This window comes from Enemella evansiae, assembly GCF_002250705.1.
Classification (GTDB): Bacteria; Actinomycetota; Actinomycetes; order Propionibacteriales; family Propionibacteriaceae; genus Enemella; species Enemella evansiae.
In genome coordinates this window covers 1-22540 of sequence record NZ_NMVP01000018.1, presented here as the reverse complement: position 1 = coordinate 22540, position 22540 = coordinate 1, and the positions used below count along the sequence as shown (strand labels likewise).

Sequence of the window (22540 nt, the reverse complement as noted above, 5' to 3'; positions counted from 1 at the left end):
CTCTGCGGCTCAACTCCCACTCCGCGGACGCATGCAAGCCGCGGAGTAAGAGTTGGGCCGCGAAGTCGAGATGTTCGCAGAGTTGCTCAGCGGAACGTGCTCGGGTCCAGGAACTCGTCGGTGTTGTTGTCCAGGAACCGGATCGGAGTACCCGGCCCCTCCTGGATGATCTGGAGGTCGCTCCCGACCGGCAGGTTGTAGATCCCGATCACCGCCGGCTCGATCTCGCACACCGCGTTGTAGTCGACCACCTGCATATTGGCGGGGTCGTTGAGCGTCTCGTCGGTGTCGTCCAGCGCGAAGAAGCGCCAGCCGGTGTCCGGCGGTTCGATCGGGTTCTCCCGGACGGCCCACTTGAGGGGGCTCTGCTGCGAAAGCACCAGCTTGGACGCGATGGCCGCGCCCGCACCCTTGATGAACTCAGTAGCCATAGCCGATGCTCCTAACCAGGGTGTGCGGCAACCCAGTCCTGTGCCGCCGAGAGGAATTCCGGGCGTTCGCGCCGCTCGGCGAGCGTCTGCGCGTCAACCCCGGCCTTGTTGCGATGACCGAGGTTCAGGTCGTCGCGGGCGAACCAGTCGGGATAGAGGGGAGCCAGCTCGGACTCATCGAACTTCGAGTTGACCAGTTCCATCGACGGCGTCCGGTCCTGTTGGCTGACGAATCCGGCATCGGCTCCTTTGTCCAGGAGGATCCGGGTCGTCGTCAGCAGGCCGTCTAGTTCCTGCTTCTTCGCCCCGATCAGGACGTTGAGCACCCCGGAACGGCCCCGGCTGGCGACCGGTACGTCGATGCCGAGCTCGATCAGGCGCTGCACGGACTGGTAGCGAAGCTGCGGGTCCCCCAGGATCAGGGCGGCCGCCTCGAGCAGGGTGGAACCGTCCTCCAGCGTCAGATCCAGTTGCTCGCGCACCTCATCCTCGACCTCGCTCAGGCGACCGTCACGCACGGCCTGGAACAGCTCAGTCGGCTTCATACCTGCGGCTCCTATTGGCGCTCGGCAACTCGGGCTGGTAGATCTCGGGATCATTGTAGTGATCGCGGAACACCTTGGCCGGGTCGGTTCCGTTGGCTCCGTCGTACGGCGGTCGTCCGTTGACGTAGTCGTCCCAGCTGTTCCGGTACTCATTGCCCGGGGTGTGGCCCATATCCCAGACATCGCGGCGGGAGGTGCCCGGCGTCCAATCGATCCGCTCGCCGGTGTTGGGATCGAATACCCGGCCCTGGGAGTCCTGGGCGTCGTCCCAGACCTGACGGACCGTGCTGTCCCGCATGCTCGGGCGGCTGCCCGGCCTGAGGTACGGGCGGGTGTCCCCGGGTGCGACCTGCACCACGCCGTCGTCGTCGACATGGGTGCGCGGATTGCCGTTGGCGTCTCGTGGGCCATTCCAACTGTCGGCGCTCCGGTGCCGGTTGATCCGTGGATTGGTGCGCGGCGCGCGTCGCGCGGCGCCCTCGGCCACGTCGGCACTCCGGGCGCCCGCCTTCGGGGCCACCCGCAGCAGATCGTCGACGAGAGGTTTGACGAAGCCCTTGAGAGCCTTGCCGGAACTTGCCATGGGGCCAATGCATCAGCCACCGGGTTCACCGGTAGGGGCGAGCGACCGGAAGTTGCCGGTTGCCGGTTGGCTGGTCCGCCGGCCCGCCATACTGTGCGCATGATCATCGTGACCAGCAACGGGATTCCCGGCTATCGGATCGAGGCGGTACTCGGTGAGGTGATGGGGATGACCGTGCGGAGCGCCAACTTCGGGTCGAACATCACCGCCAGTTTCCGCTCCCTCGGCGGCGGTGAGGTGCCCGAGTACACCCGGATCGTCTACGACAGCCGCAACGAGGTGATGAACCGAATGTGGGGCGAGTGCGTCAAGCGCGGCGGCAACGCGGTCCTGGCGATGCGCTTCGACACCGGGTCGATCGCCCAGGGCTTCACCGAGGTCTGCGCCTATGGCACCGCCGTCATCGCGGTACCGCTGGCCGAGGGGGAGCCGGGCGCCACCCCGCAGTCCATCGCACGGGCCGCGGCGGAGCAACCGGGCCCCGGCAACTGGCCGCAGATGGAGCAGCAGGTCGACCCCGGGGAGGGCAGCCGGCCGCAGGCCGAGCCCGCGGACTCCGGCGTACGCCGTCCCGAGGCTTCCCCGCCCGGGTACGCGCCCAGCGAGCACCAGGAGAACGAGCGCCGGCGCGCCGCTGAGCAGCAGGCCCAGCATCCGCAGCAGGGGGCCGACCAGCAGCGTCCGCAGACCCCGGAGCAGCAGCGCCGCAACAGCGACGACTCCTGGCTCGATCTGAACTAGAGGCTGGCGAGGACCGCGACGTGGGCTTCGGCGGGTTCGATGCTGAAGTTACTCTCGATGACCGGGCCGCCGACGACGGCGGCGGGGGTGAGGGCGTACATGGTGTCGGACGCGACCGGGCCGAGCCATTTCAGCAACCGCCGGAAGAGCGGCTTCTCGTGCTCGTCAATGGTGTCGAAACGGCTCCGGTCGGACACGATGATGGCCTCGAGTCCGTTGTCGGGTTGTCCGTCAGCTACATCGCGCGCGTAGTCCCGGCCGCTGATCAATCGGGTGATGGGGTCGATCCGGATGGCCGCTCCATGAACGGGGGACCAGCAGAACATCTCGCCGAAGGCGGTGCGCAACCACGGGTAGTAGGGGCCGTTGTGGGCGACCGGCTCGAGTGCGGGTGAAAGGACCTGACAGATGGGGATGAAATCTGCGGCGATATCGGTCCATTCGTCGGGGTCTGTGAGCCAGATAAGACCTTCCGCGAACCCGGCGAAGCCGACCTCCTGCCACCAGGTGAGGATCAGTTCGGGCATCTTGCCGCGCCAGGCCTCGATCTTGGCTGGGCTCGCGTCCGGCCCGCGGAGGACCGGCCCCTGCTTGTCGATCAAGAATTCCAGGAAGGGTTCCACGATCTCCTCGTTCTCCGCCGGGCCAGTCAAAGCTGAGGGGTGAGTCGCACGTTCATCCGGTCACCTGGTCTGAACCTACCGGCGGCCAGATCTTCTCGAAGCTGGCGCTCCAACACGTCCATCTCACCCATGTTGTTCTGCCACCCGGAGCCGAGGCTGCCGTTGACCCCGCTGTCACCGAAGGCATGGATCTGGTCCGCACCACCGGCGACCATATCCGGGTTGTGCAGGGCATCAACATTGCGGGATTTCAGCTCATCGTTCGCGAGCGCACGCGCCTCGCCTCGCATGCGTTCCAGGTCTGTGGGTGAAACGCGGCCCGGTGCTCTGCTCCGCATCTCAGCCAAGATGTCGTCTGTGGCCTCATCGAGCAGCCGCTCTCGTGCGACTCGCTGCGTCCGACCGCTGCCACGCCCGAAGTTCCCGAAGTTCCGCCTGTTCTGAGAAACTCGTCGACGCTCATCGCGTTCAGGCCGCGCTCCTGCATGGCGAGGTGGCGACGATACTCGTCGCGCAGCGCGGGATTTCGCTGCATCCGTTCGCGCAACCTGCCACCGGGCCGGAATCGGAGCTCCGCCGAGCGTGAGATCTGGGGCCCATTGCGTGCGGCCACATTGTCCGCGTACCGAGCTGCACGATCTTCGGTGACCCGCAGCAGATCATCCACGTACTTCTTGATGAAGCCCTTCAGCGGTACTTTGGCGGCGCCCACGGAGCCAGTGAAACGTCTCGGAGGGTCAACCCGGCTGAAGGGATCAGGCGGCCAGCGGGCCGCTGACGGTGATCCGATCGATCCCGTGCTCATCGAGCACCGCGGCAACCCGGGCCGCGCAGGCCTGGTGCGGGACCAGCCACTGGATCGGGGCGTCGGCCACGGCCAGCTGCAGCAGCGCCGCACCGAGGAAGTCGTCCTCGGCGTACCGGCAACATCCGCGCACCTCGAAGAACAGGACGCCGCCGCGACGACCGTCGAAATGGCAGGTGAGCCCGGAATCGGCATCGGTGATCAGGAGGCCGGCCGGCCGAGTCGGCTGCGAGGAAACCAGGTGGAGGGACATCGTCGGAACCTTTCGGGAGGGACGCGGATTGCGTACGCCCATCCCCGACGCTCAGGGTCGGATCGGGGTTCCGTCCGCCGTCGCCTGCTCGAACTCGGTACCGCGATCGAAGGTCGCCGAACCGATCCGCCGGGTGCCGAACCAGAACAGCACCCCGGTCAGCGCGAGCAGTACGCCGAGGGTCACGAAGCCGATCAGCGTGTGCCCGTCGGCGGGCAGCAGCAGCGCCGCCAGGCAGGCCGCGATCACGAAGCAGGCGTTGAAGATCATGTCGTAGAGGGTGAACACCCGGCCCTTGAAATCGTCGTCCACATGCGCCTGCACCAGCGTGTCCACACAGATCTTCAGCGACTGCGAGCAGACGCCGAGCCCGAACCCGGCGATCACCAGCGGCCACAGCGAGAAGATCGAACCGGGCACGATCTGCAGCACCCCGGCCGCGATCAGCACCACGACGATGCTGCGGCGTACGCCGACCCGACGGGCCAGCGGCGGTACCACGGCGGCCGAGGCGATGAACCCGGCACCGGTCGCGCCCGCCCACAGGCCGATGTCGGCCATCGCGGCGTCCACCTGGTCGACCCGATGGAACCAGTTGCGGAACATCAGGATCGTCGCGACCTGGGTCATCCCGTAGAGGATCCGCTGCACGCCGATGGTGATCAGGCCGATCCCGGCCGGTTTGCGCTCGCGCAGGTGACCGACGGCGTGCACCAGTCCCTTGAGCACCTCCGAGGTCCTGGTGGTGCGCGATTCCATCGTGGTCAGATCCGGGCCGAGCGCGGCCTTCGGGATGCGCAGGGCGAGCAGCACGGTGAGCGCGAAGCCGGCGGCCGCGGTCGCGAAGACCAGTGCATCGGCCTGATAGCTCTGCAGGAACGAACCGGTGCCGAAGCGGATCCCGAAGGCGACCCCGGCGCCGATCATCACCCCCGCCGGGCCGATCGTCGGCATCACCGAGCTGGCCAGCAGATACTCATCTTCGTCCACGGTGTGCGGCAGCGCCGCGGACAACCCGGCGAGCAGATAGCGGTTCAGGCTCATCGCAACCAGTACGCCGGCGTAGAACAGCCACATCGTCCAGTGCTCGCGCAGCCCGGGGTTGAGCACCAGCAACCCGAGCATGATCGCGATGCCGACCCGGATCGCGTCGGTGACCACCGCCACCTGCCGTCGATGCCAGCGATCCAGGGTGAGCGAGACGAACGGGCCGACGATCGAGAACGGCAGCAACGTGATCGCCAGCACCAGCGCGATCGAGGCGGCGTCGGGTTGTTCCTGCGGAGAGAACAGCACGTACGCCGCCATCCCGATCTGCAGCGTGCCGTCCGAGGCCTGGGTCGCGATCCGCACCGCGACCAGCTTGCGGAACAGCGGGTGGCGCCACAGGCGTCGCAGGCCGCGCAGGAAATTCACTCCGTCAGGCTAGTCGGTGGGTGGGTGTTCTGCTCTGAGCAGAAGCACCGGTCCGCCTGCCCGGGCTCGCCCTAGCATCGGTCCATGGGCGAGATCACGTCGGCTGAGCGCGCGCAGCGAGTCGAAGCCACCGAACCCGAACCACTCCTCCGCGAGGTGACCGGCCGGGTACTGCGTCGGCACCGGCACGAACGCGGCGAACGGCTGGTCGAGACCGCCGGCCGCGCAGGTGTCTCCACCCAGTACCTCTCCGAACTGGAGCGTGGCCGCAAGGACGCCTCCAGCGAGCTGCTCGCCGCCGTCGCCGGCGCGCTCGACCTTTCCCTGCTGGAACTCACCCACGAGGTGGGCCGCGAACTGAGCCAGCGTTCGGTCGCCTCGGTCCGCTGCCTGCCCGTGCGCTCGGCGTACGCCAGGACGCCCGGTCGGTTCCGCGGCCCGGTCGCGCTGGCCGCCTAGGAGCGTGGCAGCTCCCGCGAGTCGATGATCGCATCCGCGATGCCGTAGTCGACGATCTCCTGCGCCCGCAGAATCCGGTCCCGGTCGGTGTCGCGGCGCAGGGTTTCCAGGTCCTGACCGGTGTGTCGGCTCAGCGCCTCCTCGATCTCGGTACGGGTCCGCAGGATCTCCTCGGCCGCCAGGATCAGATCCGGGATCGTACCCCGGCCCTGACCGGCCGGCTGGTGCAGCAGTACGCGGGCGTGCGGGAGCACCGACCGCCGGCCGGGTTCGCCCGCCGCCAGCAGCAGCGCGGTCGAGGAGAGCGCCTGGCCGACACAGGTGGTCGCGACCGGGGCACGGCAGGAGCGGATCGTGTCGTAGAGGGCGAAGGTCGCCATCACCGAGCCACCCGGTGAGTTGATGTAGAGGTTGATCGGCGCCTCGGAGTTCTCCGAATCCAGGTGCAGGATCTGCGCGATCAGCGCGTTCGCCACCCCGTCGTCGATCTCGGTGCCGAGGAAGATGATCCGCTCGTCCAGCAGGCGGCTGTAGATGTCCATCACCCGCTCGCCCTGCGGCGTACGGCTGATCACGTTGGGAATGGTGTAGCTGCTCATCGCGGGCCGCCGAACCCGGCCGCGGTCTGGGGTGTCGGGCGGAGCTGGTCGACCGCGCCGACCACCTGATCCACGAAACCGTAGTCGATCGCCTCCTGGGCGCTGAACATGTGGTCCCGCAGGGAATCCTCGAACACCTTCTCGGTGGGTTGACCGGTCCGTTCGGCGATGATGCCGATGATCGTGTCCCGATTCTGCCGCAGATCGTCGGCCTGCAACTCGATGTCCGGGGCGTACCCGCCGATGCCCGCGGAACCCTGATGGAGCAGCACTTTCGCATGCGGCAGGATCAGCCGCTTCCCCCGCGTTCCGCAGCACAGCAGGAACTGGCCGGCGCTGTAGGCCATCCCCAGATTCACGGTGATGACCTCATTGGGGATCAACCGCATGGTGTCGGCGATCGCCAGCATTGCCGGTACCGAACCACCGGGGGAGTTGATCCACAGCCCGATGTCGGTCACCGGGTCCTCGGCCGACAGGAGCATCAGTTGCGCACACAGCTGGCTGCCGATCTCGTCGTCGAGGGCCGAGTCGAGCATCAGGATCCGTCTGCCCAGCAGGTCTTTCGCGGTGCGCCGACTCAGCGGCAGGGTCTTCATCTCTTCGCTCATGGGATCAGCATGACTCCGTCGATCGCCGAGTGTGCAGCACTGCTGCTCTGGGCGGACTCATGCTGCGGACAGCTGCTTGACTGACCCGGAGGGTTGAACAAGGCTGCCGATCATGGCAGCGACCATCGATCTGAACTCGGACCTGGGTGAGTCCTTCGGGATGTGGCGGATGGGCGACGATGCCGCGCTGCTGCAGGTGGTCAGCTCGGCGAACGTCGCCTGCGGTTTCCACGCCGGTGATCCCTCGGTGCTGTGGGCGACCTGCCGCGAGGCGGTGGCCCGCGGCGTGCACATCGGGGCGCATGTCGCCTATCGGGATCTGGCCGGTTTCGGGCGGTCGTTCATCGACGTACCGGGCGAGCAGCTGTACGCCGACGTGCTCTATCAGCTCGCCGCGATCGACGGCGTCGCCCGGACGGCCGGCGGCAGCGTCACCTATGTGAAGCCGCACGGTGCCCTCTACAACACGATCGTGCAGCACGAGCAGCAGGCCGATGCCGTGGTCCGCGCGGTCTCCGACTTCAATACCCGGCGCGACGAGCCGCTCGCGCTGCTCGGCCTGCCCGGCTCGGTGGTGCTCGACAAGGCCGCGGCGGCCGGCGTACGCACGGTCCGCGAGGCGTTCTGCGATCGCGCCTACAACGCCGACGGCACCCTGGTCAGCCGGCGCACCGAGGGCGCGGTGCTGCACGATCCGCGGCAGGTCGCCGAACGGATGGTGCAGCTGGTGACCACCGGGGAGGTGACCGCGATCGACGGGTCGGTGATCCGCATCGAGGCCGATTCTTTGTGTGTGCACGGGGACTCCCCCGGTGCGGTGGCGATGGCTGAGCAGGTCCGGACCGCGCTCACCGGGGCGGGTATCGAGATCCGGCCCTTCTGATGACCCCGCAGGTACGCCCCAGCGGTGACCGGGCGCTGCTGGTCGAGCTGGCCGACGCCGACGAACGCCGCCGGTTGGATGCCGCACTGGAGATCTCGGTGGCCGACGGACGCCTGACCGGGGTGGTCGAGCACGTGCCCGCCGCCCGCACCGTGCTGGTGCGCTGCGCCGACGAGCCCGCGCTGGCCCGGGTTAGGTCGTGGCTGGCCGAGGTGGACCTGACCGGGGTCGATGTCGCCGAGGTCGAGGTGGCGGAGGTGACGATTCCGGTGCGCTACGACGGCCCTGATCTGGCGGCCGTCGCCGAGCACCTGGGCATCTCGGTCGATGAGGTGATCGAGCGGCACAGCGGGCAGGTCTGGACCGTCGAGTTCGGTGGCTTCATGCCCGGATTCGGTTACCTGACAGGGGAATCCGGTGACCTCGAGGTCCCGCGGCGGGACTCACCGCGGACCCGGGTACCACCGGGTTCGGTGGCGCTGGCCGGCGAGTTCTCCGCGGTCTATCCGCAGGCCTCCCCGGGTGGCTGGCAGCTGATCGGCAGCACCGATGCGGTGCTCTGGGACGTCGAGCGCGACCCACCCGCCCTGCTCGTCCCGGGCGCCCGCGTCCGCTTCCAGCAGGACGACGACCGTTCCCTGAGCGAGCGAGGAACGAACGAGTCGAAGGGATCCGCGCGAGCGAGTCGAAGCCACATCCTCGAGGAAACCGGCCTCACCGTCGAGGACCCCGGTGCCCAACTCCTCATCGAGGACCTCGGCCGGCCCGGTAACGCCCGGCTCGGGGTGACCGCCTCGGGGGCGATGGACCGCGGCGCACTGCGGCTGGCGAACCGGTTGCTCGGCAACGAGGAGCACCTGGCGGGCCTGGAGATCCTGCTCGGCGGCGCCACCCTGCGCGCCGAACGCGACCTGCTGATCGCGGTCACCGGCGCCAACGTCCCGCTGCGGATCGACGGCCGCCCGGCCGCCTGGGGTGAACCGCTGCGATTGTCCGCCGGGCAGCTGCTGGAGATCGGTCGTCCCGAGCACGGGGTGCGCTGCTATCTGGGTGTCCGCGGTGGCGTCCGGGGCCCGGAGTTCCTCGGCTCGCTGGCCAGCGACCCGACCACCGGTCTAGGTCCGGCTCCGCTGGTCGCCGGTGACACCATCGCCATCGGCGAACCCGGGGCGAACCCGCCGCACCCGGTCGACGTCATCCCCGGCTCCGGCAGCGGCGAGATCCTGCTCCCGGCGGTCCTCGGCCCGCGCGACGACTGGTTCACCCCGGCCGCGATCGACACCCTGGCCCGTGCGGCCTGGGAGGTCTCCGGCGACGCGAACCGCGTGGGGGTACGCCTCAGCGGCCCGGTCCTGGAGCGCGCCCGCGACGGTGAGTTGCCCAGTGAGGGCATGGTCCGCGGCTCGGTGCAGGTGCCGGCGTCCGGCCAGCCGATCGCGTTCGGCCCGGATCACCCGACCACCGGCGGGTACCCGGTGATCGCCGTCATCGACGACCATGCCAGCGACCTGCTCGGGCAGGCGCGCCCGGGGCAGACCGTGCGCTTCCAGCTCCGCCGTGCCCAGGTCCAGAATGTGCCACGCGTGCCTCGGGGGTGACGAGCGGATGCGGGTCAGCGCACCGCGCCAGCACACGCGTGGCACGTTCTGGACCTAGGTGTCAGCGGCTCATCTCGACACGCCGCCATTGCTCCGCTTCGCTGCGCATGTCGGCTACTCGATGAGCTAGTTCCACCAGAAGTCCCACTCGCGGCGGGAGAAGAGCAGCTCGGCGTATGCCTCGGGATCCTGATCGATCACATCGGGCGCCAGCCCGTAGTGCTCACCGGCCAGCTGCCGGGCCTGCTCGGGATAGCGCGGGGGGCGCTCCACCGAGAGCCGCAGTCGGTCCGGGCCCAGTCCGACCAGGACCGCGCCGAAGCGGTCCTCCCAGCTGCGCAGCACGGCGCTGACGTCGCCACCGGTGTATTCGTAGCCCTCGGCACCGGTCCAGCCGAGCGCCGCGGGCACATCGGCCGGCCGGGTCACCGGGGTCAGCAGCAGCGATCGTTCGCCGGCCACCGGGCGTACCCCGACCAGCTGGTCCTTCGCGGGCTCACCGGCCGCCAGACCGAGCCAGCGGCTGCGCCAGGGCTCCAGGCCCTCCAGCTCCTCGGCGGCGGAATAGGTGCGGGCGAGCAGCGCCTCGGCATCGTCGGCGACCGCCTGCGGGGCGCCCACGCCACCGGCCAGCCAGCCGGGCTCGACCGCTGACGCGCCCTCCACCAGGACCGGCCAGATCCCGGCGTTCGGGAAACGGTCCGCGACGGCGTACCACTCCTCGCTGAACTGATCCGACCGATCGCTGAGCCAGCAGAGCGCGATCGGTTCCGAGCGGCCGGTGACGTTCATCCGGACCAACCGCCCGGCGGGCAGCCCGGGGTTGTGCTGGTCCGGGTCACCGGCCTCGGTCGCGCGCAGCTGCAACCGGATCCAGTCGTTGTCGTTCACCTGGTCGAAGCCGAGGTCGTCCAGATCCAGGCCGCCCTGGCTCGCCGGGGTGGCGCGCACCTTGCTGCCCATCGCATCACGAATGGCGTCGCGGAATCCCATGCGTTCCACCCTGCCCTACCCACCGGAGGCCTGTCGAAGGCGGGGCGTTCAGACCTCTTCGGAGTTCTGCTCGGAGTTCTTCACGTGCAGGAACTTCAGGTACGCCTCGGTGACCTGGTCGGGGTGACCGCGCATCATCAGGTTGCCGTGGTCCAGCCAGATGCAGTCGTCACACAGCTCGCGTACCGATGCCAGGCCGTGGCTGACGAAGAACATCGCCCGCGACTTGGCGCGCAGTTCCTCCAGCTTGGCCGCCGCCCGCTCCCGGAAGCCGGCGTCACCGGTGGACAGGGCCTCGTCCACCATCAGGATGTCGGGATCCATGTGTACGCCGACCGAGAAGCCGACGCGGGCGTTCTGGCCGGAGGAGTAGGTGCGCATCGGCCGGTCGATGAACGGGTCGGTACCGGCCTCGGCCCACTCGGCGACCTGGTCCGCGCGCTCGCGTACCGCCTTCTTCGACAAGCCGGCCGCCAACCCGCCGAGGATGATGTTCTCCCGGCCGGTGAGCGCGTTGTTGAAGCCGACACCGAGGGCCAGCATCGTCGACGCCTTGCCCCAGGTCTCGATGTGCCCGGAGGTCGGCGGCAGGATGCCGGCCAGGGCGCGGAGCAGGGTCGATTTGCCCGCCCCGTTGGCGCCGATCACGCCGACCGTGGTGCCCAGTTTCACGTCGAAGCTGATCCCCTTGAGGGCCTCGACGGTGTGCACCTGTCGGGTACCGCGGCCGAAGCGGACCACTGCCTGCTTCAGCGTCGGGCGCTTCTCGAAGGTGGTCTTGTAGGTGATGCGCAGGTCCTGCACCCGGACCGCGAGATCCTTGCGGTCGGGTTCCAGGGTGAAGCCGTCGCGGGTACGCCGCGGGGCGCGCTCAATAGATCCGGACAGCGAACTCACGCTCCCTCGACATGAAGAACAGCGACCCGACGATCAGTGTTCCCACCCCCCAGGCGGTGGCGATCAGCCAGTAGGAGAGCCGCGGAAAATCACCTTCGATGAGTAGCGAGGAATAGCCACTCAGCATCGAGTACGCCGGGTTGAGCTGAGCGGCGGTCTGCAGCCACTCGGGTTTGTCCGCCAAGTGGATCGGCGACCAGAGAATCGGTGACAGGTAGGTCCAGATCCGGATGAAGAACGGCAGGAAGTTGTTGGTGTCGCGGAAGTAGACCTGCATGGTGGCGAAGATTGCAGCCAATCCTGCGCCGAACAGCAGCATCATGAGCAGGAAATAGCTGGCAAGCAACTGCTTCGGGCTCCATTCGATGGCCCGCCACCAGAACAGGTAGATCACGAGCGAGACCGGGAGTGTCGGCAGGAACCGGAAGAACGCCGTGTGCACCGCACCGAGCGGGATCAGTAGCCGCGGGAAGGCGGTGTTCAACAGCAGTTTTCCGGCCGTCGTGACCGATGTCGAGCCGGCATTCGCACAGGTCGTGACCAAGGTGAAGGCGAACAGGCTGGTCGTGAGGAAGGGGAAGTAGACCGGGTCGGAGGCCACTCGGTTCGACAGGATCGCGACCAGCAGGAAGTAGACCCCGGCCATCAGCAGCGGGTTCAGTACCAGCCAGATCTGGCCGAAGAAGGTGTCTGAGCTGGTGGCGCGCATGTTGGAGCGGGACAGCTCGAAGGCGAACTCGCGGCGCTGCCAGAGTTCGGTGAGGTACTTCTTCAGCGGCGGCAGCCCGTTGTGGTGCGGGCCGTAGTGGTTGTAGACCCCGGGGGCCAGGTCGGTCTTCGAACCGGTGGGCACCTTGGGCAGGTCGCTGTTGGGGACGAACTCGTCGTCGCTGCCGAGGGCGGGGTCGAGTCTGCCGTGGCCGGGGTTGCCGTCGTCGGGCGACGGCTCGCCTGGCTGCGGTTCCGCGCTCAACTCATCACTCCTTGGACTGCCGGGGCTGATCGATTCGCCAGTCTGCCACGGCACCGGCGGCCGACTCACATTTCACACCCCGCCGGGGCATGAATCGGCCCCCGCTCCGAGGAACGGGGGCCGATTTCTGGGTACGCCTGGTGGGCCGGTTCTAGACGCCGGTGCTGGCCAGGCCGCCCACCGACTCCTTCACACCGGTGTCCTTGGAGTCCTTGACATCGGCCGGGGCCACATCGGACCCGTCATCGACCGGGGCCACGTCCGAGCCGTCTCCGACCGGGGCCGGATCGGAGCCGTCTCCGACCGGGGCCGGATCGACCGGCGGCTCATCGACCGGCGGGGCCGGATCGGTGGGCGGGACCGGGTCGGTGGTCGGCGGGACCGGATCGGTCGTCGGGGGCACCGGATCGGTGGTCGGCGGGACCGGGTTGGTCGGGGTCGCCTTCGGGCTGTTCGTCGGCTTGCCCGTCGGGGTCGCGGGCTTCGTCGGCTTCTGGGTCGCGGTACCGGTCTTGGTCGGCTTCGGGGTGTTGCAGAGCCGGGCGATCTGGGGATCGACCTGGCCGGGCTTCTGCGGCCGGGCCGTCAGGCAGGTGGGGGGCGGGGGGCAGGAGGGTCCCGGCTTCATCTCCTTCTTGTTGCCGTCCAGCGGAACCAGGCACGGGACCTGCGTCGGCTTCGGGGTCGCCGGGGTCTTGGTCTTGGTCGCGGTCGGCTTCGGGCTGGCCGGCTTCGTGGGGCTCTTGGTCACCGTGGGCTTCTTCGTCGGCGACTTGGTCGCGGTCGGCTTCTTCGTCGGCGACTTGGTCGGCTCGGACTTCCGGCCGTCCTTCTTGGCCGCCGCGGTGTATTCGTCGATCTTCGCCTTGTCGCCGATGTACTCGAAGTGCATGGCGTCCTTGGTGTTCTTGTAGTGCCCGCCCCAGTAGAAGCCGTACTTCATCCAGGTCGCGACCATCTCCGGCGGCATGTCCGACTTGAACTTCGACTGGTACGGGTTCTGCTCGGGGTTGATGTCCACCGCGCGGGCGTACGCGTGATTGGAGGGGGTCGACGACGAACCGCGGACCATGCGGCAGTTGTAGCCGTAGATGACCTTGATGTCGTAGTTGTACTTCTCCTCGCTGATCCGCATCAGCTCGCTCACCAGAGGGGCCAGCTCGCTGCGCACGCTGGCCGACTTGCCGCCGTAGCTGGCCTTCGCGGTCTTGATGCCGGGGCAACTGATCTTGCCGCCGCTGGCCTTCACGTCTGCGGAATCGTTGAATCCTTTGGGGTGCGTGACGTAGTCGCGTACGGGCTTCGGGTACGCACTCTGCGGCGCGGCCACCGACTGGCCGACGAAGGCACCCAGCCCACCGACGGTCACAACGGTGGCTGCGACGATCGCTGCCAGTTTGCGGTTCATGATCTCCCCCAGGGGTTTCGGTTCGTGTCCCCGACGTTAGGGAGAACCGGGTCCCGACCGACACCTCAGAGGGGGTGGAAACTTCCCCTACGTTGCCAAGCCATCCGATCAGTCTGGCGACCGTGACACCCACATGCCTGGCGATCGGGCGAGGGCTGTGGATAACTGGCGCTTGGTTTCGACTCGCTCGTGCCTCGCTCGCTCAACCGGCGTGTGGGGTGCACATCAGGGCGGTGATCTCCTGGGAGATCGCGGGGCCGGGGACGCCCCAGCCGGATCGGTAGCCGCAGATCTCGGCCAGGGGTTGCTGGCTGCGGTTGCCGTCGGCGAGGGCGACATCGTCGGGGGAGATCAGAGCTGGATGCGGGACCCCGGTGGCCTCGGCCAGCTTCAGCAGGTCGCGCCTCAGGGTGCGTACATAGTTCGCCAACCGCACCGACTTGAGCTCCGGATCCAAGCCCGAGGCGAGCCAGCGGTCCTGGGTGGCGACCCCGGTCGGGCAGCGATCGGTGTGGCACTGCTGGGCCTGGATGCAACCGACCGCGAGCATCGCCTCCCGGGCCACATTGACCAGATCGACACCCATCGCGAACGCCACCACCGCGTTGTCCGGCAGGCCGAGCTTGCCCGAGCCGATGAAGGTCAGCCGGTCGGTGATCCCGGCCTCGGCGAAGCGCCGATAGACCTGGGCGAAGCCGATCCGAAAGGGAAACGAGACATTGTCGGCGAACACCAGTGGCGCCGCCCCGGTACCACCCTCGCCGCCGTCGATGGTGACGAAGTCGACTCCGCGCTGCCCGTCGGCCATCTGCTCGACCAGATGGTCCCAGAACTCCAGATCGCCGACTGCGGATTTGATGCCCACCGGCAGCCCGGTCCGCTCGGCGACCAGCTCCACCACATCGAGCATCTCGTCGACGCTGCGGAAGGCCGTGTGCCGGGCGGGGCTCTCCACATCCTGACCCTCGGGTACGCCCCGGACGCGCGCGATCTCGGCGTTCACCTTGGCCGCCGGCAGATGTCCACCGAGGCCGGGTTTCGCACCCTGGCTCAGTTTGAACTCGATCGCCCGCACTGGCGCCGACTCGACGACCCGGCACAACCGGTCCAGATCGAAGCGCCCTGCGGCATCCCGGCAGCCGAAATATCCGGTACCGACCTGCAGCATCAGATCGCCGCCCTGGCGGTGATGATCCGACAGCCCGCCCTCGCCGGTGTTGTGCCAACAGCCAGCGAGCCGGACGCCCTTGTTCAGCGCCTGGATCGCCTGCGGGCTGAGTGAACCGAAGCTCATCGCCGAGATGTTGACCACCGATTCGGGTCGGAACGCGTGCCGGCGGGCACGCGGGCCACCGAGCACCTTCGCACCGGGTAGGGGCGCGGAAAGGTCGTCCAGGTTGGGATTCGGGGCGATCTCGGTGAAGGTGCGGTGTTTGATCACCGGGAAGTTCAGCTGTTCCACATCGTTGTCGGTGCCGAAGCCGAAATAGTTGTTCTCCGCCTTCGCCGAGGCGTACACCCAACGCCGCTGGTCCCGACTGAAGGGCCGTTCCTGGTCGTTGGCGCTGACGATGTATTGCCGCAGCTCCGGTCCGATCGCCTCCAGTGCATAGCGGGCCCGCGCGAGCAGCGGAAAGTTGTGCCGCAGTGCGTGCTGGCGCTGCAGCAGGTCCTGGATCGCCAACCCCGCCAGGCCAGCAACCGGCAGGGCCGCCAACCACCGCTTCTTCTTGCTGGTTCGGCTTTCCGGGCGGCCGGGGGAACTCATCCGGCCGCCCTGCCGAGCACGGTGACCAGGAAATCTGAGTCTGGTTCGAAGGGCCGCAGCTCCCAGGTGGCGACCCCCACCTGGACATCGAGACCCGCGTGGGCGACATCATCCAGATAGCTCTGGAAGTCATAACCGCGGTCCCGGCCGAAGCCGACCACCGCGCGCCCGTCGGCCTTCAGATGGTTGGCGAAGTTGCGCAGCACCGCCACCCGGGTCTCCGGATGCAGGAAGGTCATCACATTGCCAGCACAGACGATCGCGTCGAACCCCGCACCGATACCCCGCGCCGGCAGATCCAGTTCGGCCAGGTCACCGACCAACCAGGTCCCCTCCGGATAGTCGGCCTGCGCTGCCTCGATCAGCACCGGATCCTGATCCACCCCGACGACCGTGTGCCCGGCCCGCGCCAGATACCCCCCGGTCCGCCCGGCGCCACACCCGGCGTCCAGGACCCGCGATCCACGCGGCAGCAGCGCATCGACCAATCGGGCCTCGCCATAGATGTCCTGGCCCTGGTCGGCCAACTCCCGGAACCGCTGGGCATAGCGGTGCGAATGCTCGGGGTCGGCGGTGACCAGCTCGGTCCACTTGCTGGGTCTGTTCGGCTGCGACGGCGTGTTCACGCCGCGATGGTACGCCGACCCCCTCGGATGAGCAGTTGCCGGATCACCATCCCGTACGCCGCAGCGCCCACCCGGGCGATGAGCGGGTCGAACCGGCGCGGCAACCCGCGGACCAGCAACTCCTGCCGCCACTCGACCACCGAGCCGGTATCGGCAGCGCGGATCAGTGCCTCGATCCGGCCGTCGAGTAGCCACCCTTGTTTGGCGATCAGCACCCGCCCGGTGCGGTTCGGCTCGGGCGGGGTCCATTCCAGCACCCGCATCGGATCGTCGAAGCCGACCGGCCCGAGCCCGGTGTGCGCGGTGAACTCGGTACCGGCCCGCAACCCCCGCCCGTCGTGATTCACGGTGGTCAACGGGATCACCGCGGTGTGCGCGGCCAGGTCGAAGAGTGCTGCCAGCGTCTCCTCCGGCGCCAGCGGGGACCGTATCCGAATCAGGAACTCGGCCATCAGCGCAGTTCCTTGGCGGCCTTCTTCCGCTCCCAGCCATTGGCGTACCGGACGATGAGGGTGCCCATTCCGGCCTGCCCGTTGACGACCAGGATCGGGCGGCCCGCGAGCGGCGTGTCGTCGACCTTGTTGCGCACCGTGCCCATCGACTTGATCACCCCCGAGGTGTCGGCCGCCCAGCCGTCGGGCAGCACGATCCGCACCGTCCCCATCCCACCGTCCACCCAGACATGGATCACCTGGTGCGTGGTCCGCGCGGCCAGGCAGTTCAGCTTCACCGATCCGGCACTGCCGCGCAGCAGCAGGAACTCGGGGATCTGCCAGTCGCCATCGCGTTTCTCGATGCTCCAACCGGCATCGATGATGAGGGGATTCTCCATCGACGACCCGGGTTGCGACTGATGCGAGACACTGGCGCCGGCCACGGGCAGATCGGCCAGCAACGCATCCAGGTCGGCGAAGGTGACTGCCTGCTGGGCCGCGGCGGCGCGGTCGCGCAACTCCTCGACGCTCAGCCGGCCCTCGGCGTACGCCTCCTGCAGGACGGCGATCGCGCGCTCCCGATCGTCGTTACCGGCTCGCAGTTCGGAAGGGCTGGTCATAGCGGTCAGGGTACGCGAGGGTGGTGGCCATGGCTGAGCACAATGCGGAGCGACGGCTGCGATCCCAGGGCTGGTTCGGGGGACGCGACAAACACGGTTTCATGTACCGCAGCTGGATGAAGAACCAGGGTATTCCCGAGCACGCGTTCGACGGCCGACCGGTGATCGGCATCTGCAACACCTTCTCCGAACTCACCCCGTGCAATGCGCACTTCCGCAAGCTCGCCGAACACGTCCGCCGTGGGGTCCTGGAGGCCGGTGGCTTCCCGGTCGAATTCCCCGTTTTCTCCAATGGGGAATCGAATCTGCGTCCGACCGCGATGCTGACCCGCAACCTCGCGTCGATGGATGTCGAGGAGGCACTGCGCGGGAATCCGGTGGATGCGGTGGTGCTGCTGACCGGCTGCGATAAGACCACCCCGGCGTTACTGATGGGCGCCGCTTCGGTGGACCTGCCGAGCATCGTGGTCTCCGGCGGGCCGATGCTGAGCGGCCGGCACCGCGGGCAGACGATCGGCTCCGGGACGATGGTCTGGCAGTGGAGCGAAGACGTGAAGGCCGGCAAGATCTCGATGGCGGAGTTCCTCTCCGCCGAATCCAGCCAGTCCCGCTCGGCCGGTACCTGCAACACGATGGGGACCGCGTCGACGATGGCCTGCCTGGCCGAGGCGCTCGGGGTCACGTTGCCGCACAATGCGGCGATCCCGGCGGTCGACGCCCGGCGTTACGTGCTGGCGCATCTGTCCGGGTCCCGGATCGTGGAGATGGCGCACGCGGACCTGCGACTGTCGCAGGTGCTCACCCGGGAGGCGCTGGAGAACGCGATCCGGGTCTGCGCGGCGATCGGTGGTTCCACGAATGCGGTGATCCACCTGAAGGCGATCGCCGGCCGCCTCGGCGTACCCCTGGAACTGGAGGACTGGACCGAGATCGGGCACCACACGCCGACGATCGTGGATCTGCAGCCGTCGGGGCGGTTGCTGATGGAGGATTTCTACTATGCCGGTGGCCTGCCGGCGGTGATCGCCCGGCTGGATGCGGAGGGGTTGTTGCCGCATCCGGAGGCGCTCACGGTCAATGGCCGCACGATGCGGGAGAACACCGCGGGCGCGGAGGTCTATGACGAGACCTGCATTCGGGCGCTGGAGGATGCCCTGGTGGCCGACGGCAGCCTGCGGATCCTGCGCGGCAATCTGGCGCCCCGGGGTGCGGTGCTGAAGCCCTCGGCGGCGACGCCGGAACTGATGACGCACCGCGGCCGGGCGGTGGTGTTCCGCGACTATGACGACTATCTGGCGCGGATCGAAGACCCGGAGCTGGATATCGACGAGCACTGCGTGATGGTGCTGCAGAACTGTGGCCCGAAGGGTTATCCGGGGATGCCGGAGCTGGGCAATATGGGTCTGCCGCCGAAGCTCCTGGCCCGCGGGATCACCGACATGGTCCGGGTCTCCGACGCCCGGATGAGCGGCACGGCGTACGGCACGGTCGTGCTGCACGTCGCCCCGGAGGCCGCCGCGGGTGGCCCGCTGGCAGCGGTCCGCGACGGGGACGAGATCGAGCTGGATGCCGATGCCGGGGTGCTGCATCTGCATGTCAGCGACGAGGAACTGGCGGCCCGGATGGCGGCGCTGCCGGCACACGAGCCGGCGATGAGTGGTGGCTATCAGGGTCTCTACGTACGCGAGGTGCTGCAGGCCGACGAGGGCTGCGACTTCGGCTTCCTGCGCGGTACCCGGGGCGCCGCGGTGCCCCGATACAGCCACTGAGGGTGCCTCAGGCCTACCTCAGCGCCGATCTGAGGTAGGCGTACCCGATGAAGATCGGGCAGTCGCCCCATGTGCGGACCGGGGCCTCAGCACGAGTGTTGAGTCATGAGCAACAGCGACTACTACCAGATGCAGATGTTCCATCAACGAGAGAACGAGTTGCTGGCCGAGGCTTCCAACGATCGGCTGGCGCGCCAGTTGACCGGTCGCGGGTGGCTGCGGCGGCTCTTCCACGATCTGGTCGGCGGCCACGGGGAGCGTCCCCCGGGCCGCCGACCGGCCCACCGCCCGGTCGGCGCGCGCTGAGCAGCGCAGTTCCACGGCGTGGCAGCTCCGACGTGCCACGCCGTGGCAACATGGCTGCCGTGCTGCGAGACCGCGTCGTCGGGCGTACCGAGGAGCTGGCCGCCCTGGCGGAGCTTTGGGCCGAGGCCCGCGCCGGTCACGCCCACCTGGTGCTGCTCGGTGGGGAGGCCGGGATCGGCAAGACGACCCTGGTCCGCGCGTTCACCGAGGGATTGAGCGACGCGACGGTGGTCACCGGACAGTGCCTGATGTTCGGCTCGGAGGCAATGCCGTACGCCGCGGTCAGTCAGGTGCTGCGTGGGCTGGTCGCGGTGCACGGTGCCGACCGGGTGATCGAGTGGGCCGGTGGCGGTCGGGATGCGCTGGCCGGGCTGGTGCCCTCGCTGGGTCTCGGCGGTGCCGGCGCGGTCGATGCCATGCAGCAGTTCGAGGCGGTGGCCACGGTGCTGGAGCGGGCCGCGGCGGCAACCCCGCTGGTGGTGGTGATCGAGGACCTGCACTGGGCCGATCCGTCCACCGCCAGCCTCCTGCAGTTCCTGGCCACCACGCTGGCCGACAGCCCGGCGATCCTGATGCTGGCCACCTACCGCAGCGACGAACTCACCGGCCGGCACCCGTTACGGGCCACCCTCGCCGAACTGCAGCGCCGCCCGGGCGTACGCCGGATCCCGCTGGGAGTGTTGGACTCGGGCGCAGCCGCCGAGCTGGTGACCGGTGTCGCCCGGGACGCCACACCGGCGATGGTGGCGCGGATCGTCGAGCGCAGTGAGGGGGTGCCCTACTTCGCCGAGGAGATGGCGCGGGTGGCCGGTCGGCACGGGAAGCTGCCGAACACCCTCCGCGAGGCGCTGCTGGTCCGGGTGCACGGGTTGACTGAAGCGACCCAGCGGTTGCTGCGGGTCGCCGCGGTGGCGGGTGTACGTTTCGACGAGGACCTGCTGGCCGAGGTGCTGGGTGAGCCGGATTCCTTGTCCACAAGGCTTCGTGAGGCCCTCGACGCCGGCGTCCTGGTGAGCGACGAGGACGGGTACGCCTTCCGGCACGCCCTGTTGTGCGAGGTGCTCACCGAGGAGCTGCTGCCAGGGGAGGCGGGACGCTGGCATGGGCGGTACGCGGATGTGATCGGGGCCGACACGTGGCGTTTCCCGGGCCACGATCTGTCCCGGCACCTGCTCGCCGCCGGTCGCGTCGATGAAGCATTCCGGGCCTGCCTGGAGCGCGCCGACGCACTCGGTGAGGCGCATCTGGACCGACTGGGGCTGTTGGAGACCGCACTCGAGCTGTGGGATCGGGTGAGCGACCCGGAGGCGGTTGCCGGCGGCCGGGACGTGCTGCTGGCCAATGCGGCCGCTGCCGCGTCCTGGTTCAGCGATGCGGCGAAGGGACTCAAGCTCGCTACGGCCTGTCTGGAGGCGACACCGGCCGATGTGGATCCGCTGGTGCGGGCGGATCGCCTGTTGACCCAGGCGCGGGCGCTGGAGTTCAGTGGCGGGGCCGGTTCGCTGGCGATCGCCGAAGAGGCGTTGGCGCTCACCCCGGAGGATCCGCCGACGGTGCAACGCGCCCGGGCGCTGGATTCGGTGGCGAACATCCTGATGCTGCGCGACGATCGCGCGCGGGGGCTGGAGTTCTGCCGGGCCGGCATCGAGGTGGCACTCGCGGTGGATGACAGGGTGACGGTGGATCGGCTGCTGAACACCCAGGCGAGCTGCCTCGGCGCGATGGGACAGGAGACCGAGGCGGTGGCGCTGTTCACCGATTTGCTGCCGACCACCGCGGATCTCTCGATGAACCCCCAGCGCAACCAGTTGCGGCACTTCACCAACTTCTCGCATCTGCTGAATCAGATGGGTGAATACCAGCAGGCGGTGGAGGTGGCGCGGGCCGGAGTGCAGATGTCCCGCGGGCTCGGTCTGGAGCGATCGGCCGGTTCGATGCTGGCCGGGAATCTGGCAGATCCGCTGCTCTCATTGGGAGAACTGGACGAGGCACGTCGTCGGATCGCACGGGCGATGTCGCTTGACCCGCCGTTCGCCCACTACACCCAGTTGCTCACCCTGCAGCTCGAGCTGGCCTGGCTGGCCGGGGATCTCGATCTCGCTGAGGAGCGGCTCACCGAGCTGCGCGGGCTGCTCGATGCGGACGTCGCGCAACCGCAATTCCTTGGTGAACTCGCATTCTGGGAATCCTGGTACTGGCTGGACCGCGACGAACCCGATCGCGCCGCGGCCCTGATCCGCTCGACGCGGGCCAGCATGCGCAACGAGTACGCGACCCACTCCTGGCGGTTGATCCTGGTCGGCGCGGAGGCCGGTCTCGGGGATGAGGAGTTGGAGTCGTGGGCGGCTGGCTTGCCGACCGTGACGATGAGCTCGGTCTGGTCATCGGCCTGGCGCGCGCTGGGTGATCCGAGTGTGCAGAACTGGCAGGATGCGTTACGGGCCGATCCGCCGCGTACCCCGCTCTGGTTGCGATTGCGGCTGCTGGAGGGGCTGGCCGAGGCACAGCTCCGGGGTCGCTCGGGCGGGGTGCCGGAGACGGCCGCCGAGGGCCTGCGGTTGGCGCGCGAGAGTGGGGCGCTGCGCTGGGTACCGCGGTTCGAGGCGCTCGCCGAGCGGGGCCGGTCCGCCGGTGCCGAACGCCCCGGCGGCCTCACCCCGCGCGAGCTGGAAGTGCTGAAACTGGTCGCCCGCGGGTTGAGCAACGGCGAGATCGGCACAGAGCTGGTCGTCTCCACCAAGACCGCCTCGGTGCACGTGTCGAATATCCTGGCCAAGCTCGGCCTCTCCTCGCGCACCGAAGCCGCCGGCTGGGCGTACGAACGCGGACTCGTCGACTGACTCCCCGCTCATCGAGTAGCTCGCGCAGCGAGCGCGTCCCCCCGCTCATCGAGTAGCTCGCGCAGCGAGCGCGTCCCCCCGCTCATCGAGTAGCTCGCGCAGCGAGCGCGTCCCCCCGCTCATCGAGTAGCTCGCGCAGCGAGCGTGTCCCCCCGCTCATCGAGTAGCTCGCGCAGCGAGCGACGGTCCTATAGATCGTCAAGTGGTCATGAGGTCGGTTTTGAGGTTTCGGTAGATGGTGCGGGCGAGGTGGCGTTTGAGGCATCGGATGGTTTCGGCGCGGGTCTTGTGTTCGCTGGTGCGTCGGTGGAAGTAGGCCTGGGTGTCGGGGTCGCGGCGCAGCCGGCCGATGATGACCA

The 22540-nt window shown here is 68.5% G+C and carries 25 protein-coding genes and 1 pseudogene; 8 read left to right on the top strand and 18 right to left on the bottom strand.

The annotated features are described in order from the left end of the window. Positions 1-86: 86 nt before the first annotated feature. The 3 genes from BI335_RS11640 to BI335_RS11630 are packed head-to-tail and all read right to left on the bottom strand — an operon-like array spanning position 87 to position 1559. Positions 87-431: a DUF2185 domain-containing protein gene (locus tag BI335_RS11640; RefSeq protein ID WP_094357596.1), complete on the bottom strand. Its 345-nt coding sequence runs from the start codon at positions 429-431 to the stop codon at positions 87-89. Between the two features lie 11 nt (positions 432-442). Continuing rightward, positions 443-976, bottom strand: coding sequence for a hypothetical protein (locus BI335_RS11635; protein ID WP_094357594.1), 534 nt, complete (start codon positions 974-976; stop codon positions 443-445). Further along, a complete protein-coding gene (locus BI335_RS11630) occupies positions 963-1559 on the bottom strand; it encodes a GH-E family nuclease (RefSeq protein WP_094404840.1) in 597 nt (198 codons plus the stop codon). Before BI335_RS11630 ends, BI335_RS11635 begins: the two co-directional genes overlap by 14 nt. Positions 1560-1658: 99 nt before the next feature. Between BI335_RS11630 and BI335_RS11625 the strand changes: the two genes are divergently transcribed. Beyond that, positions 1659-2300 (top strand): YbjQ family protein, encoded by a 642-nt coding sequence (locus tag BI335_RS11625; RefSeq protein WP_094431107.1) that lies wholly within the window; start codon positions 1659-1661, stop codon positions 2298-2300. On the opposite strand, the gene BI335_RS11620 is transcribed toward BI335_RS11625, so the two are convergent. The 5 genes from BI335_RS11620 to BI335_RS11605 are packed head-to-tail and all read right to left on the bottom strand — an operon-like array spanning position 2297 to position 5397. Beyond that, positions 2297-2923, bottom strand: a complete 627-nt coding sequence (locus BI335_RS11620; protein ID WP_172421873.1) for a GAD-like domain-containing protein — start codon at positions 2921-2923, stop codon at positions 2297-2299. The genes BI335_RS11625 and BI335_RS11620 overlap by 4 nt on opposite strands. Before the next feature lie 26 nt (positions 2924-2949). Continuing rightward, the gene (locus BI335_RS11615; protein ID WP_172421872.1) at positions 2950-3213 is read right to left on the bottom strand and encodes a polymorphic toxin type 15 domain-containing protein; all 264 of its coding nucleotides are present in this window, start codon (positions 3211-3213) and stop codon (positions 2950-2952) included. After that, positions 3174-3635 carry a hypothetical protein gene (locus tag BI335_RS21460; RefSeq protein WP_172421871.1) on the bottom strand — a complete coding sequence of 154 codons (462 nt, stop codon included), beginning with the start codon at positions 3633-3635 and terminating at the stop codon, positions 3174-3176. The genes BI335_RS11615 and BI335_RS21460 overlap by 40 nt, the downstream gene beginning before the upstream one ends. Before the next feature lie 43 nt (positions 3636-3678). Next, positions 3679-3981: a hypothetical protein gene (locus BI335_RS11610; protein WP_094404844.1), complete on the bottom strand. Its 303-nt coding sequence runs from the start codon at positions 3979-3981 to the stop codon at positions 3679-3681. Between the two features lie 51 nt (positions 3982-4032). Continuing rightward, positions 4033-5397 carry an MFS transporter gene (locus BI335_RS11605; RefSeq protein WP_094357574.1) on the bottom strand — a complete coding sequence of 455 codons (1365 nt, stop codon included), beginning with the start codon at positions 5395-5397 and terminating at the stop codon, positions 4033-4035. A gap of 84 nt (positions 5398-5481) precedes the next feature. Here BI335_RS11605 and BI335_RS11600 point away from each other — a divergent pair, with 84 nt between their 5' ends. Next, entirely contained in the window at positions 5482-5856 is a 375-nt protein-coding gene (locus BI335_RS11600; RefSeq protein ID WP_094404845.1) for a helix-turn-helix domain-containing protein, read from the top strand. Here BI335_RS11600 and BI335_RS11595 read toward each other — a convergent pair. Then, positions 5853-6455, bottom strand: coding sequence for a ClpP family protease (locus BI335_RS11595; RefSeq protein ID WP_094404846.1), 603 nt, complete (start codon positions 6453-6455; stop codon positions 5853-5855). The two genes, BI335_RS11600 and BI335_RS11595, sit on opposite strands and share 4 nt — an antisense overlap. Further along, on the bottom strand, positions 6452-7066 hold the full coding sequence (locus BI335_RS11590) for a ClpP family protease (protein ID WP_094404847.1): 615 nt from the start codon (positions 7064-7066) through the stop codon (positions 6452-6454). The genes BI335_RS11595 and BI335_RS11590 overlap by 4 nt, the downstream gene beginning before the upstream one ends. 112 nt (positions 7067-7178) lie before the next feature. On the opposite strand from BI335_RS11590, the gene BI335_RS11585 reads away from it, so the two are divergent. From BI335_RS11585 to BI335_RS21950, 3 genes and pseudogenes are all read left to right on the top strand, one after another. Continuing rightward, positions 7179-7949: a LamB/YcsF family protein gene (locus tag BI335_RS11585; protein WP_094404848.1), complete on the top strand. Its 771-nt coding sequence runs from the start codon at positions 7179-7181 to the stop codon at positions 7947-7949. After that, positions 7949-8578 (top strand): annotated as a pseudogene (locus tag BI335_RS21955) (5-oxoprolinase subunit B family protein); the annotation flags it as partial. The gene BI335_RS11585 and the pseudogene BI335_RS21955, both read left to right, overlap by 1 nt. Before the next feature lie 9 nt (positions 8579-8587). Further along, positions 8588-9547, top strand: coding sequence for a 5-oxoprolinase subunit C family protein (locus BI335_RS21950; protein WP_229119560.1), 960 nt, complete (start codon positions 8588-8590; stop codon positions 9545-9547). A 126-nt stretch (positions 9548-9673) separates the two neighbouring features. Here BI335_RS21950 and BI335_RS11575 read toward each other — a convergent pair whose 3' ends face one another. From BI335_RS11575 to BI335_RS11545, 8 genes are all read right to left on the bottom strand, one after another. After that, positions 9674-10540, bottom strand: coding sequence for a DUF4253 domain-containing protein (locus tag BI335_RS11575; protein WP_094357564.1), 867 nt, complete (start codon positions 10538-10540; stop codon positions 9674-9676). Between the two features lie 48 nt (positions 10541-10588). After that, a complete protein-coding gene (locus tag BI335_RS11570; RefSeq protein ID WP_229117693.1) occupies positions 10589-11437 on the bottom strand; it encodes an ABC transporter ATP-binding protein in 849 nt (282 codons plus the stop codon). Then, positions 11412-12410, bottom strand: coding sequence for an ABC transporter permease (locus BI335_RS11565; protein WP_229117694.1), 999 nt, complete (start codon positions 12408-12410; stop codon positions 11412-11414). Before BI335_RS11565 ends, BI335_RS11570 begins: the two co-directional genes overlap by 26 nt. A 151-nt stretch (positions 12411-12561) precedes the next feature. After that, positions 12562-13818 carry a M15 family metallopeptidase gene (locus BI335_RS21455; RefSeq protein WP_094404850.1) on the bottom strand — a complete coding sequence of 419 codons (1257 nt, stop codon included), beginning with the start codon at positions 13816-13818 and terminating at the stop codon, positions 12562-12564. A 202-nt stretch (positions 13819-14020) separates the two neighbouring features. Then, positions 14021-15586 (bottom strand): FMN-binding glutamate synthase family protein, encoded by a 1566-nt coding sequence (locus tag BI335_RS11555; protein WP_094404851.1) that lies wholly within the window; start codon positions 15584-15586, stop codon positions 14021-14023. After that, positions 15583-16212: a class I SAM-dependent methyltransferase gene (locus BI335_RS11550; protein ID WP_229117695.1), complete on the bottom strand. Its 630-nt coding sequence runs from the start codon at positions 16210-16212 to the stop codon at positions 15583-15585. The genes BI335_RS11555 and BI335_RS11550 overlap by 4 nt, the downstream gene beginning before the upstream one ends. Further along, on the bottom strand, positions 16209-16664 hold the full coding sequence (locus tag BI335_RS21945; protein WP_229117696.1) for a hypothetical protein: 456 nt from the start codon (positions 16662-16664) through the stop codon (positions 16209-16211). Before BI335_RS21945 ends, BI335_RS11550 begins: the two co-directional genes overlap by 4 nt. Next, positions 16664-17266 (bottom strand): DUF1707 SHOCT-like domain-containing protein, encoded by a 603-nt coding sequence (locus BI335_RS11545; RefSeq protein WP_094404853.1) that lies wholly within the window; start codon positions 17264-17266, stop codon positions 16664-16666. Before BI335_RS11545 ends, BI335_RS21945 begins: the two co-directional genes overlap by 1 nt. Positions 17267-17295: 29 nt before the next feature. Here BI335_RS11545 and BI335_RS11540 point away from each other — a divergent pair, with 29 nt between their 5' ends. The 3 genes from BI335_RS11540 (at position 17296) to BI335_RS22285 (ending at position 22181) form a co-directional block, all read left to right on the top strand. Further along, complete coding sequence (locus BI335_RS11540) at positions 17296-19035, top strand: IlvD/Edd family dehydratase (RefSeq protein ID WP_094431122.1); 1740 nt, start codon at positions 17296-17298, stop codon at positions 19033-19035. Positions 19036-19140: 105 nt separating this feature from the next. After that, positions 19141-19341: a hypothetical protein gene (locus BI335_RS21450; RefSeq protein WP_172421870.1), complete on the top strand. Its 201-nt coding sequence runs from the start codon at positions 19141-19143 to the stop codon at positions 19339-19341. Between the two features lie 59 nt (positions 19342-19400). After that, positions 19401-22181, top strand: a complete 2781-nt coding sequence (locus tag BI335_RS22285; RefSeq protein WP_172421869.1) for a helix-turn-helix transcriptional regulator — start codon at positions 19401-19403, stop codon at positions 22179-22181. The last annotated feature ends 359 nt before the right edge of the window (positions 22182-22540 follow it).

Bases quoted from the DNA above. Each gene is read 5' to 3' on its own strand.
- BI335_RS11640 (WP_094357596.1), bottom strand. From the start codon at position 431: ATGGCTACTGAGTTCATCAAGGGTGCGGGCGCGGCCATCGCGTCCAAG.
- BI335_RS11635 (WP_094357594.1), bottom strand. From the start codon at position 976: ATGAAGCCGACTGAGCTGTTCCAGGCCGTGCGTGACGGTCGCCTGAGC.
- BI335_RS11630 (WP_094404840.1), bottom strand. From the start codon at position 1,559: ATGGCAAGTTCCGGCAAGGCTCTCAAGGGCTTCGTCAAACCTCTCGTC.
- BI335_RS11625 (WP_094431107.1), top strand. From the start codon at position 1,659: ATGATCATCGTGACCAGCAACGGGATTCCCGGCTATCGGATCGAGGCG.
- BI335_RS11615 (WP_172421872.1), bottom strand. From the start codon at position 3,213: ATGCGAGGCGAGGCGCGTGCGCTCGCGAACGATGAGCTGAAATCCCGC.
- BI335_RS11610 (WP_094404844.1), bottom strand. From the start codon at position 3,981: ATGTCCCTCCACCTGGTTTCCTCGCAGCCGACTCGGCCGGCCGGCCTC.
- BI335_RS11600 (WP_094404845.1), top strand. From the start codon at position 5,482: ATGGGCGAGATCACGTCGGCTGAGCGCGCGCAGCGAGTCGAAGCCACC.
- BI335_RS11595 (WP_094404846.1), bottom strand. From the start codon at position 6,455: ATGAGCAGCTACACCATTCCCAACGTGATCAGCCGTACGCCGCAGGGC.
- BI335_RS11590 (WP_094404847.1), bottom strand. From the start codon at position 7,066: ATGAGCGAAGAGATGAAGACCCTGCCGCTGAGTCGGCGCACCGCGAAA.
- BI335_RS11585 (WP_094404848.1), top strand. From the start codon at position 7,179: ATGGCAGCGACCATCGATCTGAACTCGGACCTGGGTGAGTCCTTCGGG.
- BI335_RS11575 (WP_094357564.1), bottom strand. From the start codon at position 10,540: ATGGGATTCCGCGACGCCATTCGTGATGCGATGGGCAGCAAGGTGCGC.
- BI335_RS21455 (WP_094404850.1), bottom strand. From the start codon at position 13,818: ATGAACCGCAAACTGGCAGCGATCGTCGCAGCCACCGTTGTGACCGTC.
- BI335_RS11555 (WP_094404851.1), bottom strand. From the start codon at position 15,586: ATGAGTTCCCCCGGCCGCCCGGAAAGCCGAACCAGCAAGAAGAAGCGG.
- BI335_RS21945 (WP_229117696.1), bottom strand. From the start codon at position 16,664: ATGGCCGAGTTCCTGATTCGGATACGGTCCCCGCTGGCGCCGGAGGAG.
- BI335_RS11545 (WP_094404853.1), bottom strand. From the start codon at position 17,266: ATGACCAGCCCTTCCGAACTGCGAGCCGGTAACGACGATCGGGAGCGC.
- BI335_RS11540 (WP_094431122.1), top strand. From the start codon at position 17,296: ATGGCTGAGCACAATGCGGAGCGACGGCTGCGATCCCAGGGCTGGTTC.
- BI335_RS21450 (WP_172421870.1), top strand. From the start codon at position 19,141: ATGAGCAACAGCGACTACTACCAGATGCAGATGTTCCATCAACGAGAG.